Annotated in this window: 23 protein-coding genes; 14 read left to right on the top strand and 9 right to left on the bottom strand. The window is 57.1% G+C overall.

The features are described from left to right. Positions 1-6: 6 nt before the first annotated feature. Together ACP4CD_RS01550 and ACP4CD_RS01545 are read right to left on the bottom strand one after the other, a co-directional pair. Positions 7-1,008: a histidine kinase dimerization/phospho-acceptor domain-containing protein gene (locus ACP4CD_RS01550; RefSeq protein WP_426993121.1), complete on the bottom strand. Its 1,002-nt coding sequence runs from the start codon at positions 1,006-1,008 to the stop codon at positions 7-9. Next, complete coding sequence (locus ACP4CD_RS01545; protein WP_426993119.1) at positions 998-1,615, bottom strand: response regulator; 618 nt, start codon at positions 1,613-1,615, stop codon at positions 998-1,000. The genes ACP4CD_RS01550 and ACP4CD_RS01545 overlap by 11 nt, the downstream gene beginning before the upstream one ends. Positions 1,616-1,927: 312 nt before the next feature. Between ACP4CD_RS01545 and ACP4CD_RS01540 the strand changes: the two genes are divergently transcribed. Together ACP4CD_RS01540 and ACP4CD_RS01535 are read left to right on the top strand one after the other, a co-directional pair. Then, positions 1,928-2,644, top strand: a complete 717-nt coding sequence (locus tag ACP4CD_RS01540) for a hypothetical protein (protein WP_426993117.1) — start codon at positions 1,928-1,930, stop codon at positions 2,642-2,644. Continuing rightward, entirely contained in the window at positions 2,616-2,969 is a 354-nt protein-coding gene (locus ACP4CD_RS01535; RefSeq protein WP_426993115.1) for a hypothetical protein, read from the top strand. Before ACP4CD_RS01540 ends, ACP4CD_RS01535 begins: the two co-directional genes overlap by 29 nt. A gap of 45 nt (positions 2,970-3,014) precedes the next feature. On the opposite strand, the gene ppsA is transcribed toward ACP4CD_RS01535, so the two are convergent. The 7 genes from ppsA to ACP4CD_RS01500 all read right to left on the bottom strand — a co-directional run bounded on the left by ppsA (position 3,015) and on the right by ACP4CD_RS01500 (position 11,766). After that, on the bottom strand, positions 3,015-5,408 hold the full coding sequence (ppsA, locus tag ACP4CD_RS01530) for a phosphoenolpyruvate synthase (protein ID WP_426993114.1): 2,394 nt from the start codon (positions 5,406-5,408) through the stop codon (positions 3,015-3,017). Between the two features lie 279 nt (positions 5,409-5,687). Beyond that, positions 5,688-6,098, bottom strand: a complete 411-nt coding sequence (locus ACP4CD_RS01525) for a general secretion pathway protein GspB (RefSeq protein ID WP_426993112.1) — start codon at positions 6,096-6,098, stop codon at positions 5,688-5,690. After that, positions 6,074-8,068 carry an AAA family ATPase gene (locus ACP4CD_RS01520; RefSeq protein WP_426993111.1) on the bottom strand — a complete coding sequence of 665 codons (1,995 nt, stop codon included), beginning with the start codon at positions 8,066-8,068 and terminating at the stop codon, positions 6,074-6,076. The genes ACP4CD_RS01525 and ACP4CD_RS01520 overlap by 25 nt, the downstream gene beginning before the upstream one ends. 88 nt (positions 8,069-8,156) lie before the next feature. Continuing rightward, positions 8,157-9,665 (bottom strand): P-loop NTPase fold protein, encoded by a 1,509-nt coding sequence (locus ACP4CD_RS01515; protein WP_426993110.1) that lies wholly within the window; start codon positions 9,663-9,665, stop codon positions 8,157-8,159. Continuing rightward, positions 9,620-11,017: a P-loop NTPase fold protein gene (locus ACP4CD_RS01510; protein ID WP_426993108.1), complete on the bottom strand. Its 1,398-nt coding sequence runs from the start codon at positions 11,015-11,017 to the stop codon at positions 9,620-9,622. Before ACP4CD_RS01510 ends, ACP4CD_RS01515 begins: the two co-directional genes overlap by 46 nt. Then, positions 10,942-11,502, bottom strand: a complete 561-nt coding sequence (locus ACP4CD_RS01505; RefSeq protein ID WP_426993107.1) for a hypothetical protein — start codon at positions 11,500-11,502, stop codon at positions 10,942-10,944. Before ACP4CD_RS01505 ends, ACP4CD_RS01510 begins: the two co-directional genes overlap by 76 nt. A gap of 45 nt (positions 11,503-11,547) precedes the next feature. Next, entirely contained in the window at positions 11,548-11,766 is a 219-nt protein-coding gene (locus tag ACP4CD_RS01500; protein WP_139306112.1) for a hypothetical protein, read from the bottom strand. A 113-nt stretch (positions 11,767-11,879) separates the two neighbouring features. On the opposite strand from ACP4CD_RS01500, the gene gspE reads away from it, so the two are divergent. From gspE to ACP4CD_RS01440, 12 genes are all read left to right on the top strand, one after another. Then, positions 11,880-13,592 (top strand): type II secretion system ATPase GspE, encoded by a 1,713-nt coding sequence (gspE, locus tag ACP4CD_RS01495; protein WP_426993105.1) that lies wholly within the window; start codon positions 11,880-11,882, stop codon positions 13,590-13,592. Positions 13,593-13,645: 53 nt separating this feature from the next. Then, positions 13,646-13,918 (top strand): BrnT family toxin, encoded by a 273-nt coding sequence (locus tag ACP4CD_RS01490; RefSeq protein WP_281020799.1) that lies wholly within the window; start codon positions 13,646-13,648, stop codon positions 13,916-13,918. Further along, on the top strand, positions 13,878-14,147 hold the full coding sequence (locus ACP4CD_RS01485) for a BrnA antitoxin family protein (protein WP_426993103.1): 270 nt from the start codon (positions 13,878-13,880) through the stop codon (positions 14,145-14,147). The genes ACP4CD_RS01490 and ACP4CD_RS01485 overlap by 41 nt, the downstream gene beginning before the upstream one ends. A gap of 477 nt (positions 14,148-14,624) precedes the next feature. Beyond that, the gene (locus ACP4CD_RS01480) at positions 14,625-15,323 is read left to right on the top strand and encodes a toll/interleukin-1 receptor domain-containing protein (protein ID WP_426993101.1); all 699 of its coding nucleotides are present in this window, start codon (positions 14,625-14,627) and stop codon (positions 15,321-15,323) included. Between the two features lie 744 nt (positions 15,324-16,067). Beyond that, on the top strand, positions 16,068-16,472 hold the full coding sequence (locus tag ACP4CD_RS01475; protein ID WP_281020802.1) for a BrnT family toxin: 405 nt from the start codon (positions 16,068-16,070) through the stop codon (positions 16,470-16,472). After that, complete coding sequence (locus ACP4CD_RS01470) at positions 16,472-16,675, top strand: hypothetical protein (RefSeq protein WP_426993100.1); 204 nt, start codon at positions 16,472-16,474, stop codon at positions 16,673-16,675. Before ACP4CD_RS01475 ends, ACP4CD_RS01470 begins: the two co-directional genes overlap by 1 nt. 65 nt (positions 16,676-16,740) lie before the next feature. Then, positions 16,741-16,968, top strand: a complete 228-nt coding sequence (locus tag ACP4CD_RS01465) for a hypothetical protein (protein ID WP_071155534.1) — start codon at positions 16,741-16,743, stop codon at positions 16,966-16,968. Next, positions 16,965-17,363 (top strand): type II toxin-antitoxin system VapC family toxin, encoded by a 399-nt coding sequence (locus ACP4CD_RS01460; RefSeq protein ID WP_281020804.1) that lies wholly within the window; start codon positions 16,965-16,967, stop codon positions 17,361-17,363. The genes ACP4CD_RS01465 and ACP4CD_RS01460 overlap by 4 nt, the downstream gene beginning before the upstream one ends. Before the next feature lie 8 nt (positions 17,364-17,371). Continuing rightward, entirely contained in the window at positions 17,372-18,610 is a 1,239-nt protein-coding gene (locus tag ACP4CD_RS01455) for a type II secretion system F family protein (RefSeq protein WP_426993098.1), read from the top strand. Next, positions 18,607-19,032: a type II secretion system major pseudopilin GspG gene (gene gspG, locus ACP4CD_RS01450; RefSeq protein ID WP_064028101.1), complete on the top strand. Its 426-nt coding sequence runs from the start codon at positions 18,607-18,609 to the stop codon at positions 19,030-19,032. Before ACP4CD_RS01455 ends, gspG begins: the two co-directional genes overlap by 4 nt. After that, positions 19,032-19,523 (top strand): GspH/FimT family pseudopilin, encoded by a 492-nt coding sequence (locus ACP4CD_RS01445; protein ID WP_426993097.1) that lies wholly within the window; start codon positions 19,032-19,034, stop codon positions 19,521-19,523. Before gspG ends, ACP4CD_RS01445 begins: the two co-directional genes overlap by 1 nt. Then, complete coding sequence (locus ACP4CD_RS01440) at positions 19,510-19,926, top strand: type IV pilus modification PilV family protein (RefSeq protein WP_064028097.1); 417 nt, start codon at positions 19,510-19,512, stop codon at positions 19,924-19,926. Before ACP4CD_RS01445 ends, ACP4CD_RS01440 begins: the two co-directional genes overlap by 14 nt. The last annotated feature ends 4 nt before the right edge of the window (positions 19,927-19,930 follow it).

The raw sequence follows: 19,930 nt of genomic DNA, 5'->3' as shown, positions 1-19,930 counted from the left end.
AACGACTTATCGCCGGCCGTCGAATTCCGAGCAGACCTCGGCCGCCAATCGATCCAGCGAAATTCGCCGCAGTTCCGGCACGTATTGGTCCGCCGACAAGCGCGACAAATCCAGCAAGCCGTGCAGCAACCCGCCCAAATTGCGTACCAGACGATCGATATTGCCCGCCACCTCCGGCAAGGCCTCCGCGTCGGGATTGGCGACCAAGACCGCGCTATACACCGACAGTGCGTGCAAAGGCTGACGCAAGTCGTGACTGGCGGCGGCCAGCACCCGCGCCCTGGCTCGCGACGATGCCTCGGCCCGCGTCACGGCTGCCCTGACTTCGGCATTCAGTTGTTGCAAATCCGCCAACGTGCGATCCCGCTCGCGCCGAATCGCCACCGAACGACGCAACAACTGTTCGCCATCACCGGCCACGCTGACGATGAAAGACCAGTACAGCGTAGTCAAACCGGCGACTACTAGGCTTTGCTCGGGATATTGAACGGCCCAGCAGACCGCGGTCGGCACCATGATCAGTAGCGAATACGCGGCCAAAATCCGCGGTGACGACACCGCCACCGACACGCCGGCGGCCGGCATCGCAAACAGCACGATCACAAGCAAGGCTCGATCCGGCAACGGCATATTCGGTATGAACAGCCACGCGCTCAAGCCCACCGTCGCACCGACACCGGCCGCCAAACCGATAAAAACCCGGTGGATAGTCGCCGGGTCGGCGCTCGGCGCCATCCGCAGCACCCTGACGGCGTAAAGGGCTCGGCCGCACTCCGCGCCAACCGTCAACAGACTCCAGCCCACCAGCCAGCTCCACGATGTCGAGCGGTATGCCAACAGCACCACCCCCAAGGCCAATAAAGACTGGACCCAGGACAAGCGCAACAACATCCTGGCGTGCAAGCCTATCAACTCGCGCAAAACCTCGCGTTCAAATTCAGCGCTGTCGGCATCTTCCAAACTGACCGCAGCCTCGCGCCCGAACCGGCGTCGCCAGTCAGCTTTCACTGGGCAACAACCGCAGTCGGCCGGTCTTGATCACGGCTTCGGTGCGATTATGCACGTCCAGCGCCTTGAACAACGCAGCGATGTAGTCCTTGACGGTATGCTCGGACAAACCCAGATCACGAGCGATGGATTTGGTCGGCAAACCACGGCACAGACCTCGCAAAACATCGCGTTGGCGCGGCGACAAATTAATCGGCGCCCAATCGCCATCGCTCACCGCCATCGCCGCCGGCAAATACACCGCGCCAGCCATCACGTACTTAAGCGCTTCGGCCAACACATCCGGCGCCGAACTTTTCGGTATAAAACTCATCGCGCCGGCATTGATACACGCCCTGACCGTCGCCGGTTCGTCGCTGGCGGTCACCACGACCACGGCGACGTCCGAGGCGACCGCTTTGATGTCGGCGACCGCCGCCAACCCGTCCTCGCCGCGCAAACTTAAATCCAACAAACATAAACGAAGGTCGGCGTGCTCGGCAGCGACGGCCAAGGCCTCGGCGATCGTCCCCGCTTCGAAGACTGTTACCGAACGGTCCAAGGCTTGCAACAACAAACGCAGGCCGGCTCGAAATAACGCATGGTCGTCAAGTAACAGAATTTTCATCGGTAGCCTTCCAAGGAAAATAACGGCTTTTATACTGAGCCAATTTTTAGCGATCGACAATATCCCCCCATCTGGCGGAATTGCGGTCGGGCATTCAGGCTGAGTACACTGCCCACCGGCTTCAATGCCCCTCTGCTAAAGCGCTAACCGCACTCAGAGTGGGACGAGCCAAGACCGGGAAATCCGTCCAGCCAATTCGTCGTCCGCTTGCCGGAGACAAACCGATTTCCAACACGACCCACAACGTCCTCGAGTCCCGCGAGGCCGGACTTTGTCCGGTTAACGGGGCCGTCCCCAACCTGGAGAAAACCGATGTTCCAAGCTCGTTACTCAGCCCAGATCAGTCTGGCCCTATGGGTGCTTAACAGCGCCCCAAGCTTCGCCGCGCCTTTGAATCCTAACGACTTTGCTTCGTTGGGCAGCCTGTCGCTCACCCAGACCGTTGGCGATTATCTTTTCGATACCGGCAACGGCACACCGGTTCTGAAAGCACCGGACGGCTCGGTGTTGTACAGCGGCGTTGTCAGCGGCGTTGTCAGCGGCGATATCGCCGTGTTCAATTTCGATTCGGTGTCTATCGCCAGTCAGGTGACGGTCAAGGCCACCGGGACATTGTCGTTGGGCTTGCTGTCGCTGAGCAGCATTCAACTGAACGGCAATTTGAACGCCAACGGCTTCAACGCGAATAACGGCACGCCCGGCGAGGGCGGAGCCGGCGGCGGGCGCGGCGGCGCGGCGCCTTTCGGGGCCGGCGAGGGTAGCGGCGGCGGAATCGGCAAGGGCGGCTTGCCCGGCTTCGGCGACGGTGGCGGCTTCGGCGGTCACGGCGGCAACGGCTTCGGCGATGTCGGCGGCATTGCCTACGGCGATCTGCATCTGAAACTGGAAGGCGGTAGCGGCGGGCGGTGCGTCGGCCAATTTGTTCGGCAGCGTCGCCGGCGGTGGCGGCGGCGGCGCGATCGAACTAGGTGCGTTGTCGTCCATCGATTTCGGCGGCGGTTTGCTGACCGCCACAGGCGGCGACGGTAGCGGCGGTACCGCGCTGCTGGGCGGCGGCGGCTCGGGCGGCGGTTTGTTGTTACACGCGCCGACGATTTCGTTTACCGGCAACACCACGGTCAGCGCCGACGGCGGCGGCGCTTTCGGCGGCGGCGGCCGGATATTGTTTCTGAGCGACAGCGGCGGTTTAAGCGGCGAAATCACCCATCTGTCGGTCAATCCGGCACCAACCGGCGGCGCCGTCGCCGGCGTCATCGAATACGGCAAACTGTCCGCGGTGCCGGTACCGGCCTCCGCTTGGCTGATGCTCAGCGCGCTGACCGGATACTTGGGCCTGCGGCGCAAGGCCGCATAAACCGCGTTCGCCCGCCGCCGAGTCGACCGGCCTCGGTGGCGACCGCTAGCGCCCCAAACGTTGCTCCAGCGCCAACACCCGCTGGGTGGTTTCCAGCACGGTATCGGGATTCAAGCTCATCGAGTCGATGCCGATTTCAACCAAATATTCGGCCATCTCCGGATAATCCGACGGTGCCTGACCGCACAAACCGGAATGGCGGCCGTTGCGGCGGGCGCCTTCGACGGCCAGCCGGATCATGGTTTTGACGCCGGGATCGCGCTCGTCGAAGTCGTTGGCAACGATTTCCGAATCGCGGTCCACGCCGAGAGTGAGTTGGGTCAAGTCGTTGGAGCCGATCGAAAACCCGTCGAACAGTTTGGCGAATTCGTCGATCAGAATCACGTTGTTGGGAATCTCGCACATCACGTAGATTTCCAAGCCATTTTCGCCGCGCTTGAGGCCGTGCCGCGCCATGCTCTCCAACACCCGCTCCGCTTCGCCGATGCGCCGACAAAACGGAATCATCAGGACAACATTGGTCAATCCCATGCCGTCCCGCACCCGTTTCATCGCCGCGCATTCCAATGCAAAGCCTTCCGCGTAAGCCGGATGCACGTAGCGCGCGGCACCGCGAAAACCGATCATCGGATTGGCCTCTTCGCCCTCGAACCAGCGTCCGCCCAACAGCGTCGCATATTCGTTGGTCTTGAAATCCGACATCCGCACGACGACCGGCTTCGGATAGAATGCCGCGCCTATCGTGCCCACCCCTTCCGCCAGCCGCTCGACAAAAAAGTCTTCCGGCTTGGCGTAAGCTTCGGTCAGCGCTTGCAATTTGACCAACTCCTCGGCGTCCCGAACCTTATCGGGATGGATCAAAGCCAAGGGATGGGCCTTGATGTATTCGGTAATGATGAATTCCATCCGCGCCAAACCAACCCCGTCGTTCGGCAAAAAGCTGTGCTTGAAGGCCAATTCCGGATTGCCGAGATTCAACATGATCTTGGTTTTCGGCCGCCGCAGCTGGGCCAGATCGGTATGGCTGACCTCGAAACCGACTTTTCCGCGATACACCTTGCCGGCATCGCCTTCGGCGCAACTGACCGTGACCTCGCTGCCGCTGGAAATTGCGCTGGTCGCGTTTTCGCAGCCGATCACCGCCGGCACCCCCAACTCGCGGGCAATGATCGCCGCGTGACAGGTCCGCCCGCCCCGGTTGGTGACGATGGCGGCGGCGGTTTTCATCACCGGCTCCCAATCCGGCGTGGTCATGTCGGCCACCAACACTTCGCCGGGTTTGAAGGTCGACAACTTAGCCACGTGGTCTATCACTCGCGCGGTGCCGGCCGCGATCTTGCCGCCAACCGCGTGGCCGCGCGCGATCACCTCCCCCGCTTCGGTGAGACGATACTGTTCCAACACATGACCGGCTTTTTGCGAGGCCACGGTTTCCGGGCGGGCCTGGACGATGTACAAGCAGCCGTCCAAACCGTCCTTGGCCCATTCCATATCCATCGGCCGGCCATAGTGGTTTTCGATTTTGATCGCGTAATCGGCCAGTTCCAGCACTTCGGCGTCGGCGATGCAATAGCGGCGCCGCTCGTCGTTAGCGGTCGCGATATTGCGGACCGGCTCGCGGGTACGGCCGTCACTATACACCATCTTGATTTTCTTCGCGCCCAGATTGCGCCGCAGCACCGCTCGATAGCCTTGCGCGAATGTCGGTTTGTGCACGTAGAACTCGTCAGGATCGACGGCGCCCTGCACCACGTTTTCGCCCAAACCGTAAGCGCCGGTGATAAATACCACATCTTGGAAACCGGACTCGGTATCCAGCGAAAACATCACGCCGCTGGCCGCCAAATCGGAGCGCACCATTTTCATCACGCCGATCGACAAACTGATCTTGAAATGATCGAAGCCCTGGTCGATACGGTAATGAATGGCCCGGTCGGTGAACAAACTGGCAAAGCAGCGCTGACAGGCATCCAGCAAGGCCTGACCGCCGCGAATGTTCAAATAAGTATCCTGCTGGCCGGCAAAGCTGGCGGTCGGCAAGTCTTCGGCGGTCGCCGAACTGCGCACCGCAACGCTCAAGTCAGCCCCGTACTCCTGTTGCAATCGGGCGAAAGCTCGGTGGATCTCGGCCTGCAAATCGGCCGGCAACGGGGCCGCGTAAACCAGATCGCGCGCCAGTTGGGCGCGGCGAGCCAGGTCGGCGACGTCGTCGGCGTCCACGTCGTCCAGCAGTTCGTGTAAACGCGGCCAGATCCCGGCTTGATCCAGTACGTAGCGATAAGCCTCGGCGGTAATCGCGAAGCCGTTGGGGACGCGGATACCCTGGCCGGCGAGTTCGCGATACATTTCTCCCAACGACGCGTTTTTGCCGCCGACCAGCGGGATGTCGCGGATGGTCAACTCGTTAAACCAGCGGATGTATTGATAAGCTTCCGACATGAGACGCTCCTTGACTGTGGTTATCGTGATTACGCCGACTGTCCGGCCGGCCGTCTTGGTTTGGGCTCTGAAATACTGGGATTCGGCGCTCGAACCCGAAGCCGCTCAACCCGACCGAACTTTCGGCCGTTTCCGAGTCCGCGCCGCTGGCTAAGCAAGCGACTATCGGCATACGCCGTTCACAAGCTTCGACAGTTCGCGAAGCGGATCGGTCCCTACTTGAATATAGTCTAAATGCGGTCCCGGCGACGATCAGACGGACCCGCCGGCGCGCGCCGGTTAGCGCTTGATTTTGAACACGCGCTCGCGATAACGCACGACGATGCCATCCTCCTGGATTTCCCGCAATTCGACCTGATCCTTGATGGTCTGGCCGGGCACGTATTTGACCATCTCTATCATCACGAAGCGCTCGGCCGGCGTGGCCGAGTAACTGTAGACATTGATCGGCAGGCTGGGTAGCGATTGGCGCAGCGCCGGCGGTAAATCGTCCAGTGTGTCCAACCCGCTTTTTGGCCGCGGCGGCGCGGCGGCCGGCGCAATCGCGGCGACGGCGGCTACCGCCGGAACGGCCGGTTTCGGCGCGGGGACAGCCGGCGCCTCAGGTTCCGGCGCCGAATCCTCGCGTGCCGGCTCGGCCACTACCACCGGCTTCGGCGCGGCGGTTACTTTTGGAGGTTCGGGGGCCATTTTCTTGGCCGCGCCGGCCTTATCCGCCACGCTGCTTGCCGCAACCGTCCGTGGCGGCGGATCGGCTTTCGGCGCCGACGGCCGTTTCCGTTCCGGCTTGCCGGTCTGGCCGGCCGACACCGGTTCGGATTCCGCGTCGGCCGCGGCGCCCGGTTTGCCGCGATGGGTTGAACGGCCTCCGGCTTGCCCGGTGCAAAGCCCAGGAAATACGTCAAAATAGCCGCGTTCAGCAATACCAATGCGACAACGATTTTGGCGATGCTCTGTCTCGCGGGGGTGGGTTGCACCGCAATCCTGGCCGCGACCGTATCCGGCTGTAGCGCTTGCCGCTCCTGCTCGGATTTACGCAATGCGTTTAAGATGTAAGACATATCGATAAGACTAGCGGGGTTGATGTCCAAATGGGCCGAATCCTCCGCCCCACTCCGGTTCTGCAACTGGATCAAGGTACGCGCGCCGGCGATGCCGTCCGGCGTCAATTGCTGCTGGCGTTGAAATGCCAGTAGTTGGGTTTTTAACGCGTCGTCGAAAAGCTGCGGATCGCCGCCGGCGGGAACCTCGGCGACTTTGCCGATCTGTCGGCGCAACCATACGACATCGGCGGATTTTTGCGGCGGCGCGATTTCGGTCAAGCCCGGCCGTGGTGGCCGCCACAGCAACAGATAATTTCCGTCCCACAGCGTCAGCAGCTCGACCAGCGGGAAGGACTTGTCGCCGTTAATCCGGACCTCCGCGCGGCTCGGGTCGGCGCCGGTTAACAGCACGTAGCGCTTTTGGCCCCGCGTATCGTTCAACACCAACAGCGCCGGACGGTCGAGGCGTATCAATTCCCGCCAGCTCGCCTTGCCCGATAAGCAACTCAAACCCAACGTAGCGATCGAGTCGCAATTAACCGGTGTATCGGTCGTCGGCTTTTGCCGCCAAATCCGCAGTAGTTCGGCTAACGCGACATCCGGAGACGCCGGCGCCTCATCGAGCCATTCCTGGAAAGCCGGCGCGAGCGGCTTGGCCTCGACCGGCGGCGGCGCCACGACGGCCGCCGCCGATAGCGCAAGCGGCTTGGCGGTTTCGACAATAGGCCGATCCGTCCACCAAACGTAGCCCCCCGCCGCGACACTGAGTGCCAACGTCGCGGCGGCCGCCACGTAGCGCTTTACCGCTGCTCGCCGGGGCCCCAAGGTTTCGCTGGCGGCGCGGACGATGATCGCCGGACCGATCTGGCGGGTATTGGTCGCGTAAGCGCCTAGCAAGGCTCGGTCGCACAAGATGTTGATCAAGCGCGGCACGCCGGCGGAATACCGGTAAATTTTGCGAATGGCCGCGGCCTGAAACAAACGATGGCTACCGTGGCAAACCCGCAAACGGTGCAAGATGTAGGCACGGGTTTCGTCCAGCGACAGCGGACCCAAATGATAACGCGCGGTTATCCGTTGATTGAGCTGGCGCAGTTCTTGGCGAGCCAACATTTGGTTCAACTCGGGCTGGCCGACCAGAATAATCTGCAGCAATTTGGCTTTGCTGGTTTCCAGATTGGTCAGCAGCCGAATCTGCTCCAGTACCTCCAGACTCAAATTCTGAGCTTCGTCGATCAGCAGCACGCTGCGCCGACCTTCGGCGTACGCAGCCAATAGATAAGCATTGATGGCATCGATTAAACTCTTCGCACTCAGACTTGCATGGGCGATACCCAATTCGTCGCATATCGTCGCCAATAATTCGACGGCGGTCAGTTTGGGATTCAGGATCAACGCGATATCGACGTTATCGGGTAGCTGTTGCAACAAGCAGTGGCACAAGGTGGTTTTGCCGGTGCCGACTTCGCCGGTCAAGGCCACGAAACCGCCGCCCTGATTGATGCCGTACAGCAGATGCGCCAAACCTTCCTGATGGCGCTCGCTCATGTACATGAACCGCGGATCGGGCGAGATCGAGAACGGTAGTTCGCTGAAATTGAAATATGGCTGGTACAAGGTTTTGACGGCTCGACGATAGGTTGGCCGGATGCTAATGCAAAGCTCGGCAAATTGCACTCAAATTGCGCTCCGGCGGACGACCGGCCTACATCCCCGTACCCGACCGAAAGCTAAAGCGCGCCACCAGCGGTGCCCAGTGCTTCAATTCTCGCAAGTCTGTCGGCTGCGTCGTTCGGTAGGCGGTCAATGCGCCAAGCACGTACTTAGCCTCGTTAGCGTAAATCAGGCTGCGCAGGTAGTCGTCGAACAACTGGAAAGCGTCCTCGTCGCGATGCTCGTCCAAAAAGCGCAGCATGTCCAGCGAACTGCGCGGCGCTCCGGTGACCAAGGCCAACAGCGTCATCGCGGTCCGGTATTCGCCGTTGGCGCCGTGTTCTAAAACAAAGGTTTCCCGCTCCAAGGCATCGATCGAGGCTTTCAAGATTCGGTAGGTATTGACGAAGCGCTTCAGCCGACGCGGCGACTTGCCGACCGCGCCCGCCAGGCGCAGCATGTAATTGCGTTCCTCGGCGGCGATGTCCAACAGTTCCGCCCCTTTCGGCGTTGGTGAGGGCTGAGCCTTGGCCGCGTCGAGGTGAGCCGCTTGCGACGTCGCGGCCTGTTGATCGGCGGCCGGCAAGTCCGCGGGCTTCTGCTCCGCGGCGTTATGCCCAGATTCGACACCGGCTTGGCCGACCGGCGCCGGCAACAATTCGAAAATCAGATTGCGGCTGGCTTGTTCTTCCATCGGCGGCAACCAAAACGGAATCTGAAAGATTTTTTCCAAATAATCGAGCGCGGTCGCGCCGTCAATGTCGGCTCGGCTAAGCGCCGTCGGCGTGGTCTGGCATTGTTCGTCGCCCGGCGTCAAATGGTTGGGGTATTTTTCGGCCAACGATCGGGCCGCCCAGCGAATGTCCACGCCGACCACGACCACGAACAACTCGAAGGCCAGCATCAGGTGAATTGCTTCCAGCACCGCCACGACGCGATCGCTGGGACAACGGTCCAAGTCGTCGATATACAACACGATCCGATCGATGGGTTCCGGCGTGGTCGGTGCGGACTCGGACTCCCTGCGCATTTGCTTCATCAGATCGCTCAAGGTTTGGAAGTCGGCGCGGATGGCCGCGACAATACCAAGATATTGCTCGTAGTTCCTGCCGCTGAGGCGTTGCTCCACCAACCGGGCGATGCGTTGCGCCGACCGGCTTTCCGCGACGGCTTGCTCGGCTTGTTCGACGTTTTGTATTGCCATCAGCAGCGAGGCTTCCGCATCGGCCAGCTTGGCCTGAGATTGCCGAAAGGCTTCCTCGGCAGACAGGAGATCGGCTTGATTTTCCAAGTGTTTGGCGGCGAGCCGGCGGTCTAACTCACCGCTCAAATTATCGAATTGATTCAAGCCCTCGGACACTGTTTTCAAATGGCGTTTCGCCCAAGCGATTGCCATCCCGCCGACCGCGCCCAATTCCGCAAGCAAGGTCGATAGCATGGCCCAAGCATCGCCTATCCAGTCTCGAAAAACCGTAGCGAACAATGAGACGACCAGTACCAGAATCGCCACTATCGTCAGTTTACGAAATTCATTTTTGAAATCGGCGCGCGCGACAACCAACGCAAAGCCGACCGCACTTTGCCGGTTGCCGAGCGACTGTCGCGCACGATGTCCATCAGCGCGCTCACGGTTTGCCGGCCTTCCCGAATGTCTTGGCGAATGCCGCGATACCCCAGATAATCTTCGGCCAAGACCAGCAAACGCCCCAGGTTTTGGTCCGTGATCACTTCGGCGTTGACCGCCGCGACGACATCGACAGCGCTTAGCGCCCGCACTTTTTCGGCTTCCAGTCTGGCCTGTCGCCGAACCGCTTGCAGCGCATTATTGCGATCGTCTTGTTCGCCACGTGCTCGGTTAAGCCGATTCTCGGCCTCCGCTCTGGCCTCTTTAGCCAAGTTTAAATCCTGCTGCACCGAGGCCAAAACATCGGACGCGTCACTCGGGCCAAGCAGCGCTTTATTTAACTCCTGGAAAATGGTCTGAACCAGACTGGCCCATAAGTCTTGCTCCGCGTAATGCCAGGCATTGAAACGGATCGACAGGATTCGCCGGCAAAACAGACGCTTGCCGTCCGGCCCGAGCGTGGAATTGGCGCACAGCCGCTCGGTTTGCTCGCTGATCAAGCGCATGAAAAAGCTCTTGCCGGCACCCCAATCGCCGAAAATGCCGATCGACAACGGCGGTCTGACCTGTTCGGCGGCCACGACCACCGCGAACGCGGTCGCATAACGCGCGACATCCAGCTTGTCGATGCCGGCGTCGGCCGAGTCCGAGCTATAGCCGGCGATGGTCGGCGGCGTGGTACCGATCAAGTGAAAGCGCCATTGCAAGCCGTCGTCATTGACCCAGCGCCGGGTAAAGTCGCCCAAGACTCGATTACGCAGCAACGGTAGGCTGACACCTACCCGCTTCAGTGTTTTATTGGCCGTCGAATCCGGCGAGACCAACAGCGAGGCGATAATGTGGCGGACACCGATGATTTCGGTTCCGCTAATCGCCCGCGCCAGCGTCCGCGCTCGATCCAAAATATTCTTGAAGCCGTGCGTCGCCGAAAAAGAGCTGCCGCTACCGGCGAACGGGGAATCGACGGTCGTCAGCGTTCGAGGCTCGCCGATTTTTAGCGGGATAGCGACCAGTTCGGCGAAGGTCGCGCAATCAGGCACTTCGCGCAGGGACACCAGCAGATCGAGCAAACTTGCCGAGGAAAATAGCGGCGGCGAGTGGCTCGCTATCGTTTGTTCCAACGTGCGCAGCAATTGCACGGCTTGGGTATCGAATGCATAGCCACCCAAGAATTGTCCCGATGGTTGTAAATCGTCGGCATCCAGATACCCGCTCAACACCTGCGCCCAACCGCCAAACTCCGCCTGATAATGATCGCGTATGTATTCGGCGAACCGGCTTCGCCACACCTCGGCTTCGAAACCCCATTCTTGGTGCAGCTGATGATTGTGGCCCGGCGGATTCCGAAAAAATACGCGGCCAGCACGTGGCGGGTCGCCAGCGGCGCGTCGCCGGCGCAACCGGTTTCCAAAGCCAGGGTGTGCGCCTCTTGCAGCACGGTCCGCGCCGAAATGCTAATCGCGACTTTCCGCGACGCGGCCGGCCGGCCGTTACGGACGTATTCCAGAATCGGCTCGCGTTGCGCCTCGGTCAGGCGCCGCTGCCGGTAGAGGTTTTCGACCGCAACGCCGCCACGCTGAATTTGGGCTTGCAACCAGACCGATAGCGCATCGCCGTTCCATAACAAGCCGATCAGTAACGAGGTGTAGCTGATGTTGGCATCGTCTTCGGAAACGTCGCCGATATGGGCGGCAATTTCCAAGGCCTTTTGCAATTCCGAATCGGCGGAGAAACCCAATTCGGCCATCCAGTTTTCGCCGCTGTTTGCGCTCATGACGGACCCTGGTTTTGAGGAAGGTGTAGACCAGCTTACCGCCGGTTAGCGAGGACTTTGGGTCTCGGTCGCCTCGCGACGCTCGCGCTGATAGCGGTCGTAGTCGGGGCGTTTTTCGCAATCGTCAGCCATCGCCTTTTGGCACTGCATCTGCCTGGCATTGCTGAGCGCATGGTAACCCATCCGCTGTGCCCAATCGCTCGAACAGCCGCCGGCCGCGACCGCCGCGACGGTCAATAGCCCGGCTCTCATTCCATTCGTCATCGTTATTTTCCTTCGGCATGGCGCCGTGACGCGTTGCGGTAATAATCGGCAGCCAGACTCAGTGGAAAATCGCTACAATGCCGGCCACACGGTTTTAGTTTACGGCACCGACGATGGACATGGAAATCGCAAATCGACCCGAAAAATACGCGGCTTTTCTGAGCCTGCTCAAACACCACGGCAAGCTGTCCGACAGCGACTTGAGCAAGGTTCGGCGCATGCAGAAAACCTCGCTGGACGACTCGCTGCCCCAGCTGTTGATCAAGCTCGGCATGTGCTCGGACGCCGACGTCGCCAATTGCTTCGCTCAGACCAGTGGCCTGCCCAAGGTCGCCGGCGAACAATACCCGCCGCAATCGCCGCTGCCTGAGCTCATTTCCCGGCGCTTTCTCAAGCAATACCACGTCGCAGGCCTGGAAGCCGGCGAAGACGCCGTCACCGTCGCGGTGCTGGATCCGGAAGACGACTACGTCGCTCAAGCCCTGCAACTGGCGACTGGCAAGCCGGTTGCGCTGAAAATAGGCCAAATGTCCGACATCGACGCCGCGCTGGAACTGCAATACGGCGAAGGCAAATCGCAAATGGACCAACTGCTGGACGGCCTGACCAGCGAAGAAGAAAACAGCGAAGACCTGGAACATCTAAAAGATCTGGCCAGCGAAGCGCCCATCATCAAAATGGTCAACTTCATCCTGCAAAAAGCCGTCGAAAGCCGGGCCTCGGACGTACACATCGAACCGTTCGAGCAAAGCCTGAAAGTGCGTTTGCGCATCGACGGCGTGTTGCAGGACATCGACTCGCCGCCGGTGGCCTCCACCGCCGCGGTGCTGTCGCGGATCAAAATTATGGCGAAACTGAACATCGCCGAACGCCGCCTACCCCAGGACGGCCGGATCAAATTGCAAATGATCGGCAAGGAACTGGACCTGCGGGTCTCGACGATCCCGACGCTGTACGGCGAAAGCGTGGTGATCCGTTTGCTGGACAAGGAAAACGCGGTCCTGGATTTTAAAACCCTGGGTTTCGTCGGCAAGCAGGCCGAGCGTTTCATGGAGGTCCTGGCGCAACCGCACGGCATTATTTTGATTACCGGTCCGACCGGTAGCGGTAAATCCACGTCCTTGTACGCCGCGCTGAAAACTCTGAACACCTCCGAGCGCAAGATCATCACCGTCGAGGACCCGGTCGAGTACCAACTGGAAGGCATCAACCAGATTCAAGCCAAACCGCAAATCGGCCTGACTTTCGCGTCGGCGCTGCGCTCCATCGTCCGACAGGACCCGGATGTGATTATGATCGGCGAGATGCGCGACCTGGAAACCGCCAAGATCGCGGTGCAATCCGCGCTGACCGGCCACTTGGTACTGTCCACACTGCATACCAACGATGCCGCCGCCGGCGTCACCCGCTTACAGGACATGGGTCTGGAGGAATATCTGCTTAGCTCGACGATCAACGGCATTCTGGCTCAACGCCTAGTTCGCCGATTGTGCCCCGTTTGTAAGCAAGCTCATCCGGCCTCCGACACGCTGATCGAAGAAATGAAACTGCGGCAGTGGCAGCCAAGCGGCGAAATCCTGCTGCACAAACCGGTCGGCTGCCCGACCTGCAACGGCATCGGCTACAAGGGCCGACTGGCGATCATCGAGTTCTTGACGATGACCGACACGATCCGCAAGCAAATCATGAAACACGAGGAAGCTTTTGTGATCCAGCAATCCGCGATCGCCGAAGGCATGCAAACCATGTACGAAGACGGCGTCGGCAAAGCCTTACAGGGCACGACCACGCTGGAGGAAGTGTTAAGGGTGACGACGGAGGCTTGATGTTCGCTACTATTGCTTGACAGGCATCATTTAACGTAACGACAATAAATCCCATGTGGATTGAATTTGATCCCGTTAAGCGCCAGAAAACCTTGCTGGAACGCGAACTGGATTTTGCTCGCGCGGCGGAAGTATTCCGTGGCCGGCATTTTACCGCGGAAGACGCGCGGGAAGACTATACCGAAGCGCGCTATATCACCGTCGGCAAACTCGACGAACGAATGGTGGTCATAGTCTGGACACCGCGCGGCGAAGCCCGCCGAATCATCAGTATGAGAAAAGCCAATGAACGCGAACAAAACCGATATGCCAGCCGACTGGATTGATCCCGACGATGCGCCGGAACTCGATGACCAATTTTTCGAGCGAGCCGACGAGTTTGCGGGCAGCCAACTGGTGCGCCGAGGCCGCCCCACCATTGCCAGCCCCAAACGCACGCTCACGGTGCGATATGACGCCGAAGTGATAGAAGCCTTTAAAGCGACGGGCAAAGGCTGGCAGACTCGGATGAACGATGCGTTGAAGGATTGGCTGAAAACGCATTCGCCAGCGTAAAGAAGCTCCGTTAAAACGCATATCCCGATTTCGGCTAGAAATGTGGGTGAGTAACGCTTTTCTGCCCACCGATCGGACACCAGCTTTAATTTCGCGTGGGCACTAAAACGTGCCCACCCTTGGCTGGAGGAAGCGTTAAGGGTGACGACCAAGGCGTAATTAGATTACATAAAGTCGTTGTGTGGATTTATTGAAAATAGTCAATTGTGGATTGGCAAAATTCGACCCAAGGCGGAAGTTCGTGTATTTATCTTGAATGCCGGTTTAAAATTTAAATCCGCCATTCAAATAATAAAAATTGTAGGGTGGATAAGCGAAGCGCCATCCACCTATTTGCGTTCCTATGGAGGATGGCGCTTCGCTTATCCACCCTACGACCCTAAATCCTTATAACACGTCGCTCAAAGGGATGCTCCGCGTTGCTACACGCCCCTTAGCTTGGCGTAAAACTCCTCACTATTGGTACATGGATAAATAATGTCGAATTCAACAAAAAATGCCATAACACTATTTTATTCTTATTCTCACAAGGACGAAGAAATAAGAAATGAATTGGACAAACACTTATCTATATTAAAACGCCAAGGTGTAATCTCCGAATGGTACGACAGAAAAATATCAGGAGGAACCGAGTGGGAGTCTGAAATCGATCAGCAACTTCAGTCGGCTAGTATTATTCTATTACTGATTAGCTCTGATTTTCTTGCCTCAGATTATTGTTATGGAAAAGAATTGAAAATTGCAATGGAACGCCACGAAAGTGGACAAGCACGAGTCATTCCAATAATTATACGTTCGGTTGATTGGAATCAAGCCCCATTTGGAAAATTGCAAGCCCTCCCAAAAGATGCAAAACCAGTTAAAAGCTGGAATGACGTAGACGAAGCCTTTACAAATATTGCACAAGGTATCCGAACGGCTATTGATGAAATAAAGGTAAGACCAGTTGCCAAAGAAACCACAACGGACATTTCTGCCTTAGTTAAAAAGTTTAAGCTACGTCCAAAAAAATACGCAGGAACGGAAATTATTGCAGACATAAAGCTAAAAGATAAGCTCGAAGCTATTTCTACACATGAAGCCGATAGTTTCAATTTATCTTTAGGAGATGCCATTTTTCGGATATTCACATTCACAAACCCAGATATTAAGAATATCGAAAAAATTTATGCCTAAGGTAAAATTGCTGATTGGCTAGAAAATGCAATTTCTGACGATTATAGAATTAGGCTGCGTTTTTTATTTAGTGCCGATATTTACGAAGATCGACACCCTATAACAGGGGAACCAATAGTAACATCATCTTGCTTGACTGGATATAGACTAATTGAAGTAATTGATGTAACAAAAAATGAAAAAAGTGTCTAATTTAATACTCCAGCGGACGCTGCTAACACTCCTCCGCTGAGCTTCGCGTTATGCGGCAGATTTCGACTTTCTTGCGGACGTACATTGAAATCTTTGAATGTCACAAAGTGGCCGATTGTGCCAAGTGGGAACCAAAAGAATAAAACAGCTTCTCGAATTCAGCTAACACCAAAAATTATTACCGATCAATTTGATCCTATTCTCGAGTCGGATAGCCATCTATTGTTATTGGAAGAATATCTATAAACCATGAAAAGCATTCAAAAGGAAAATCCGGATATTTTTCATGATGGCGATTAAGTGCAGATTTTACATTTATCGGAGACGTAGCCATGTTACAAAACCAATTGATCGAAATAACAAAACAAATTCCCGATGAAATTGCCAGGCGAGCTGCTTTTTAGAACGAAATTTTTGGAAATGCGATAGGCACCGATTGGTAAAATGACCCTAACTCACCGGAGGTAATATGTATGCCGCAATTAAAGGCATTTACAAAAACGGCCAAGCCCGGTAGGGTGGGCACGGCTTTTTGTGCCCACGAGGGTTGCAATGGTGGGCAAATTTGCCCACCCTACATCTGCAAAAGCATTTAACCGGACGATCAATAATTTAAAGGGCTGTCCGCTTTTGGCCGATTGTGCTCAGCCACTCCCAATTAAAAAAGCATTTCAAATGAAATTCGAATGGGATGAAAACAAAAACCAGGGCAATATCCGCAAGCACGGCGTCGATTTTCGTCAGGCGGTGTATGTGTTTGCCGATCCTTTCGCTTTAAGCATGCCGGATGACGAACACTCGGACGATGAAGAGCGTTGGCTGTTGTTGGGCAAAAATCTGAACGAACAAATATTGCTGGTGGTCCATACTTTTCGTTACGATGACATGATTCGTATTATTTCGGCCCGAAAAGCCACCCAAAACGAAAAAGCCACTTATACCCGGAGGGCAAAATAATGAAAGACGAATATGACTTTTCTAATGCCGAGCAAGGTAAGTTTTATGTTCCTTTGGAAGACATTCAAATACCGATTTATCTGGACCGGGACATCGCTCTTTATCTCTCGGAAAAATGTCAATCAAACCCTGAAAACTTGCAGTTATTAGTCAACGACTTACTAAGAAAAGATATTGAAATTGCCAGGCGAGTTGCTTTGTAGAGCGGAAATTTTTTGAAATGCGATAGGCACCGATTGGTAAAAGGCCCCAACTCACCGGAGGTAATATGTATACCGCAATTAAAGGCATTTACGAAAACGGCCAAGTCATACTTGAAGAAACCCCGCCCACCAATACGAAGTCGAAAGTAGTTGTTATGTTTCTTACCGAAGAACAAACTGTAGCTAAACCTGTCCATCGAGGGGTAAAGATCGGTAGCCTGGCGGGAAAGGGGTATAGCATTCCCGATGATTTTAACGAGCCACTGGATGACCTAAAGGATTACATGTGGTGAGTTATCTCATAGACACGCAGATTTTGATATGGACCTTGGTGGCGCCAAACAAACTCGCGCAACAAGTTAAAAATGCGTTAGAAAACGAAGCGATATTTATCAGTCAGATAAGTTTCTTTGAAATCGCCATCAAGCAAAAGCTGGGGAAACTGCCGGAGCTTGATCTTACTATCGATCAACTGACGAACTTTATCGAACGCGATGGTTTTAATCTGCTCGGCGTTCAAAACCGACACATCGATGCCTACGCGGAAATACCATTATTAGCCAACCACCGCGACCCATTCGATAGGCTATTGTTAGCTACTGCCTTTAGCGAAAACATGCCGATTATTTCCGCCGACGAGAATTTTGCCTTATACCCACCGCAAATCCAGCTCATTGCCAATCGCTAAACCATTCCATGCCTTTATATTCCTACAAAGCCGTCAACAATCAGGGTCTCGCCGAGGAAGGCGTGCGCGATGCCGCCGACGAGCAGGCCCTGTTGCTGGAACTGCAAAATCAGGGTTTGATTCCGATCCGCGTCGAAGCGGCCAAGGACAAGACCTTTCTCGGGTTCAAGCTGAAAACCGCCGGCGTGCGCCTGTCCGCCAAAGAAATCGGCATGCTGACCGCCGAATTGGCGACGCTGCTGGAATCCGGCCTGCCGCTAGACCGCTCGCTGACGATCTTGCTGCAACTGACCGAGGATAAGCCCAAGCTCAACAAGCTGACCGCCGACGTACTGGACAAGGTCAAGGGCGGCAAGGCGTTGGCCGACGCACTGGAAAGCCAGACCGGCGTGTTTTCCAAGTTTTATCTGAACATGATCCGCGCCGGCGAGTTGGGCGGCAATCTGGGCGGCGTATTGCAGCGGCTGGCCGAGTATATGGAGCGAGCCCAAGAGTTGAAGGATACCGTCAGCACCGCGCTGATTTACCCGGCGGTGTTGCTGGTGATGTCGCTGGCGTCGCTGTTCGTGATGTTGACCTTCGTCGTGCCGCAGTTCAAGGAAATGTTCGATAGCGCCGGCCAGGCCTTGCCGGTGCCCACGCAAATCGTGGTCGGGCTGGCCGAGTTCCTGCAAAGCTATTGGTGGCTGTTGTTGCTGGGCATCGCCGCGACGGTGCAATATTTCAAATCCCAGCTCGGCGCGCCGGCCAGCAAGAAGGTCTGGGACGGCCGGTTTTTAAAAGCCCCGCTGGTCGGCGAAATCGTGTTGACGATGGAGGTCGCCAGCTTCAGCCGTACCTTCGGCACCTTGTTGGGCAACGGCGTGTCGATTTTAAAGTCGCTGGTCATCGTTCGGGAAACCGTCGGCAACACGGTGTTGGCCGAATCGCTGGATTATGCCGAGACCCAATTGAAACAGGGCCGAACTTTATCCGAGGCGCTCAGTCAACAAAGCCTGTTTCCCAAACTCGCCGTGCAAATGATTAAAATGGGCGAGGAAACCGGCCGGCTGGAAGAAATGCTGATGCGGGTGGCCGGCATTTACGACAAACAATTAAAACAAACGATACAACGCATGCTGGCCTTGCTAGAACCGGCGTTGATTATCTCGTTGGGCCTGATGATAGGCGGCATCATCGTCTCGATTTTGCTGGCGATTCTCAGCGTCAACGATCTGGCTTTTAATCCACGGAGAGACACGCGATGACACACACGATACGCCGCCAACGCGGCTTTACGCTGCTGGAACTGTTGGTGGTATTGGGCATTATCGCCATGCTGGCCGGCATCGTCGGCCCGCAGGTCATGAAACACATGGGCGCCTCCAAAACCAAGGCGGCCAGGGTGCAAATCGAGGATCTGGCGGCGGCGCTGGACATGTACAAGCTGGACGAGGGCCGTTATCCGACCCAACAACAAGGTTTGCTGGCGCTGATCGAAAAACCGTCCGACGCCAAGCGCTGGAACGGCCCCTATCTGCGTAAGGAAAAGATTCCGCAAGACCCTTGGAACGTCGATTATCACTACGTCTTCCCCGGCCAACACGGCAAGTTCGATTTGTTCAGCTACGGCGCCGACGAGAAAGAGGGCGGCGAAGGCGAGGAACAAGACATCAATAGCTGGGAATAATGACCCGGCCGCCCCGCCCCGCCGCCGCGCGAGGCTTCACGTTGATCGAGATGGCGATCGTGTTGCTGGTCGCCGTGCTCGGTTTCGCGGTGCTAGGCAACAATATCGCTTCCGGCAACCACGCCACCAAGCTGCAGGCCGTGGCACGCGACATCGCTTCAGCGCTGCGCTATGCCCACGGTCAAGCCCTGCTGACCGGCAAAACCGCGGCGGTCACGATCAGTCTGGCCGACAACAGCTACCGAGTCGACCATCGCGACAAGACTTATGCATTCGCCGAAGACATCGACGTGTCGCTGGTGGTTGCCGAGGAGGAATTCGCCGACGGCGAGCAAGGCAGCATCCGCTTCTTCGGCGACGGTTCCTCGACTGGCGGCCGCATCACGCTGGAATGGGGCAATCTGTCCAAACGCATCGACGTGAACTGGATTACCGGCGAAGTCGCCATTTCGGCCGCCGAACCCGACCTGCTCGACCATGCGACGGCTTGACGGATTTTCGCTGCTGGAAATTTTAGTCGCCTTTTCGATCATGGCGATCGCGCTGACTATCGTATTGCGGGTATTCGGCAACGGCGTCAACCACGCGGGAATCGCCGAGGAATACACGATCGCGGTGCAAATCGCCGAGTCGCTGATGGCCCGCACCGGCGTCGAAACCGCGCTGGAGCCGGGCGAACTGGACGGCAACGAAGGCGAACGCTTCGATTGGCGGGTCAGCGTCCAACCAGTGCAAAACAGCGGCGGCGTTCGCGAAAGTCTGCGCAAGCTGGCCGATGGCGACCAGGAACCGGCCGCGCGACTGATGCGAGTCAACGTCACCGTAGCCTGGGGCGACGACGAGCAGCGCCGCACTGTTGAACTCGATACCTTAAAACTGACCACCGCTCAATAGCCGG

This window comes from Methylomonas stagni (assembly GCF_050154735.1).
Classification (GTDB): Bacteria; Pseudomonadota; Gammaproteobacteria; order Methylococcales; family Methylomonadaceae; genus Methylomonas; species Methylomonas koyamae_A.
This window is presented reverse-complemented; position numbering and strand designations above follow the sequence as displayed.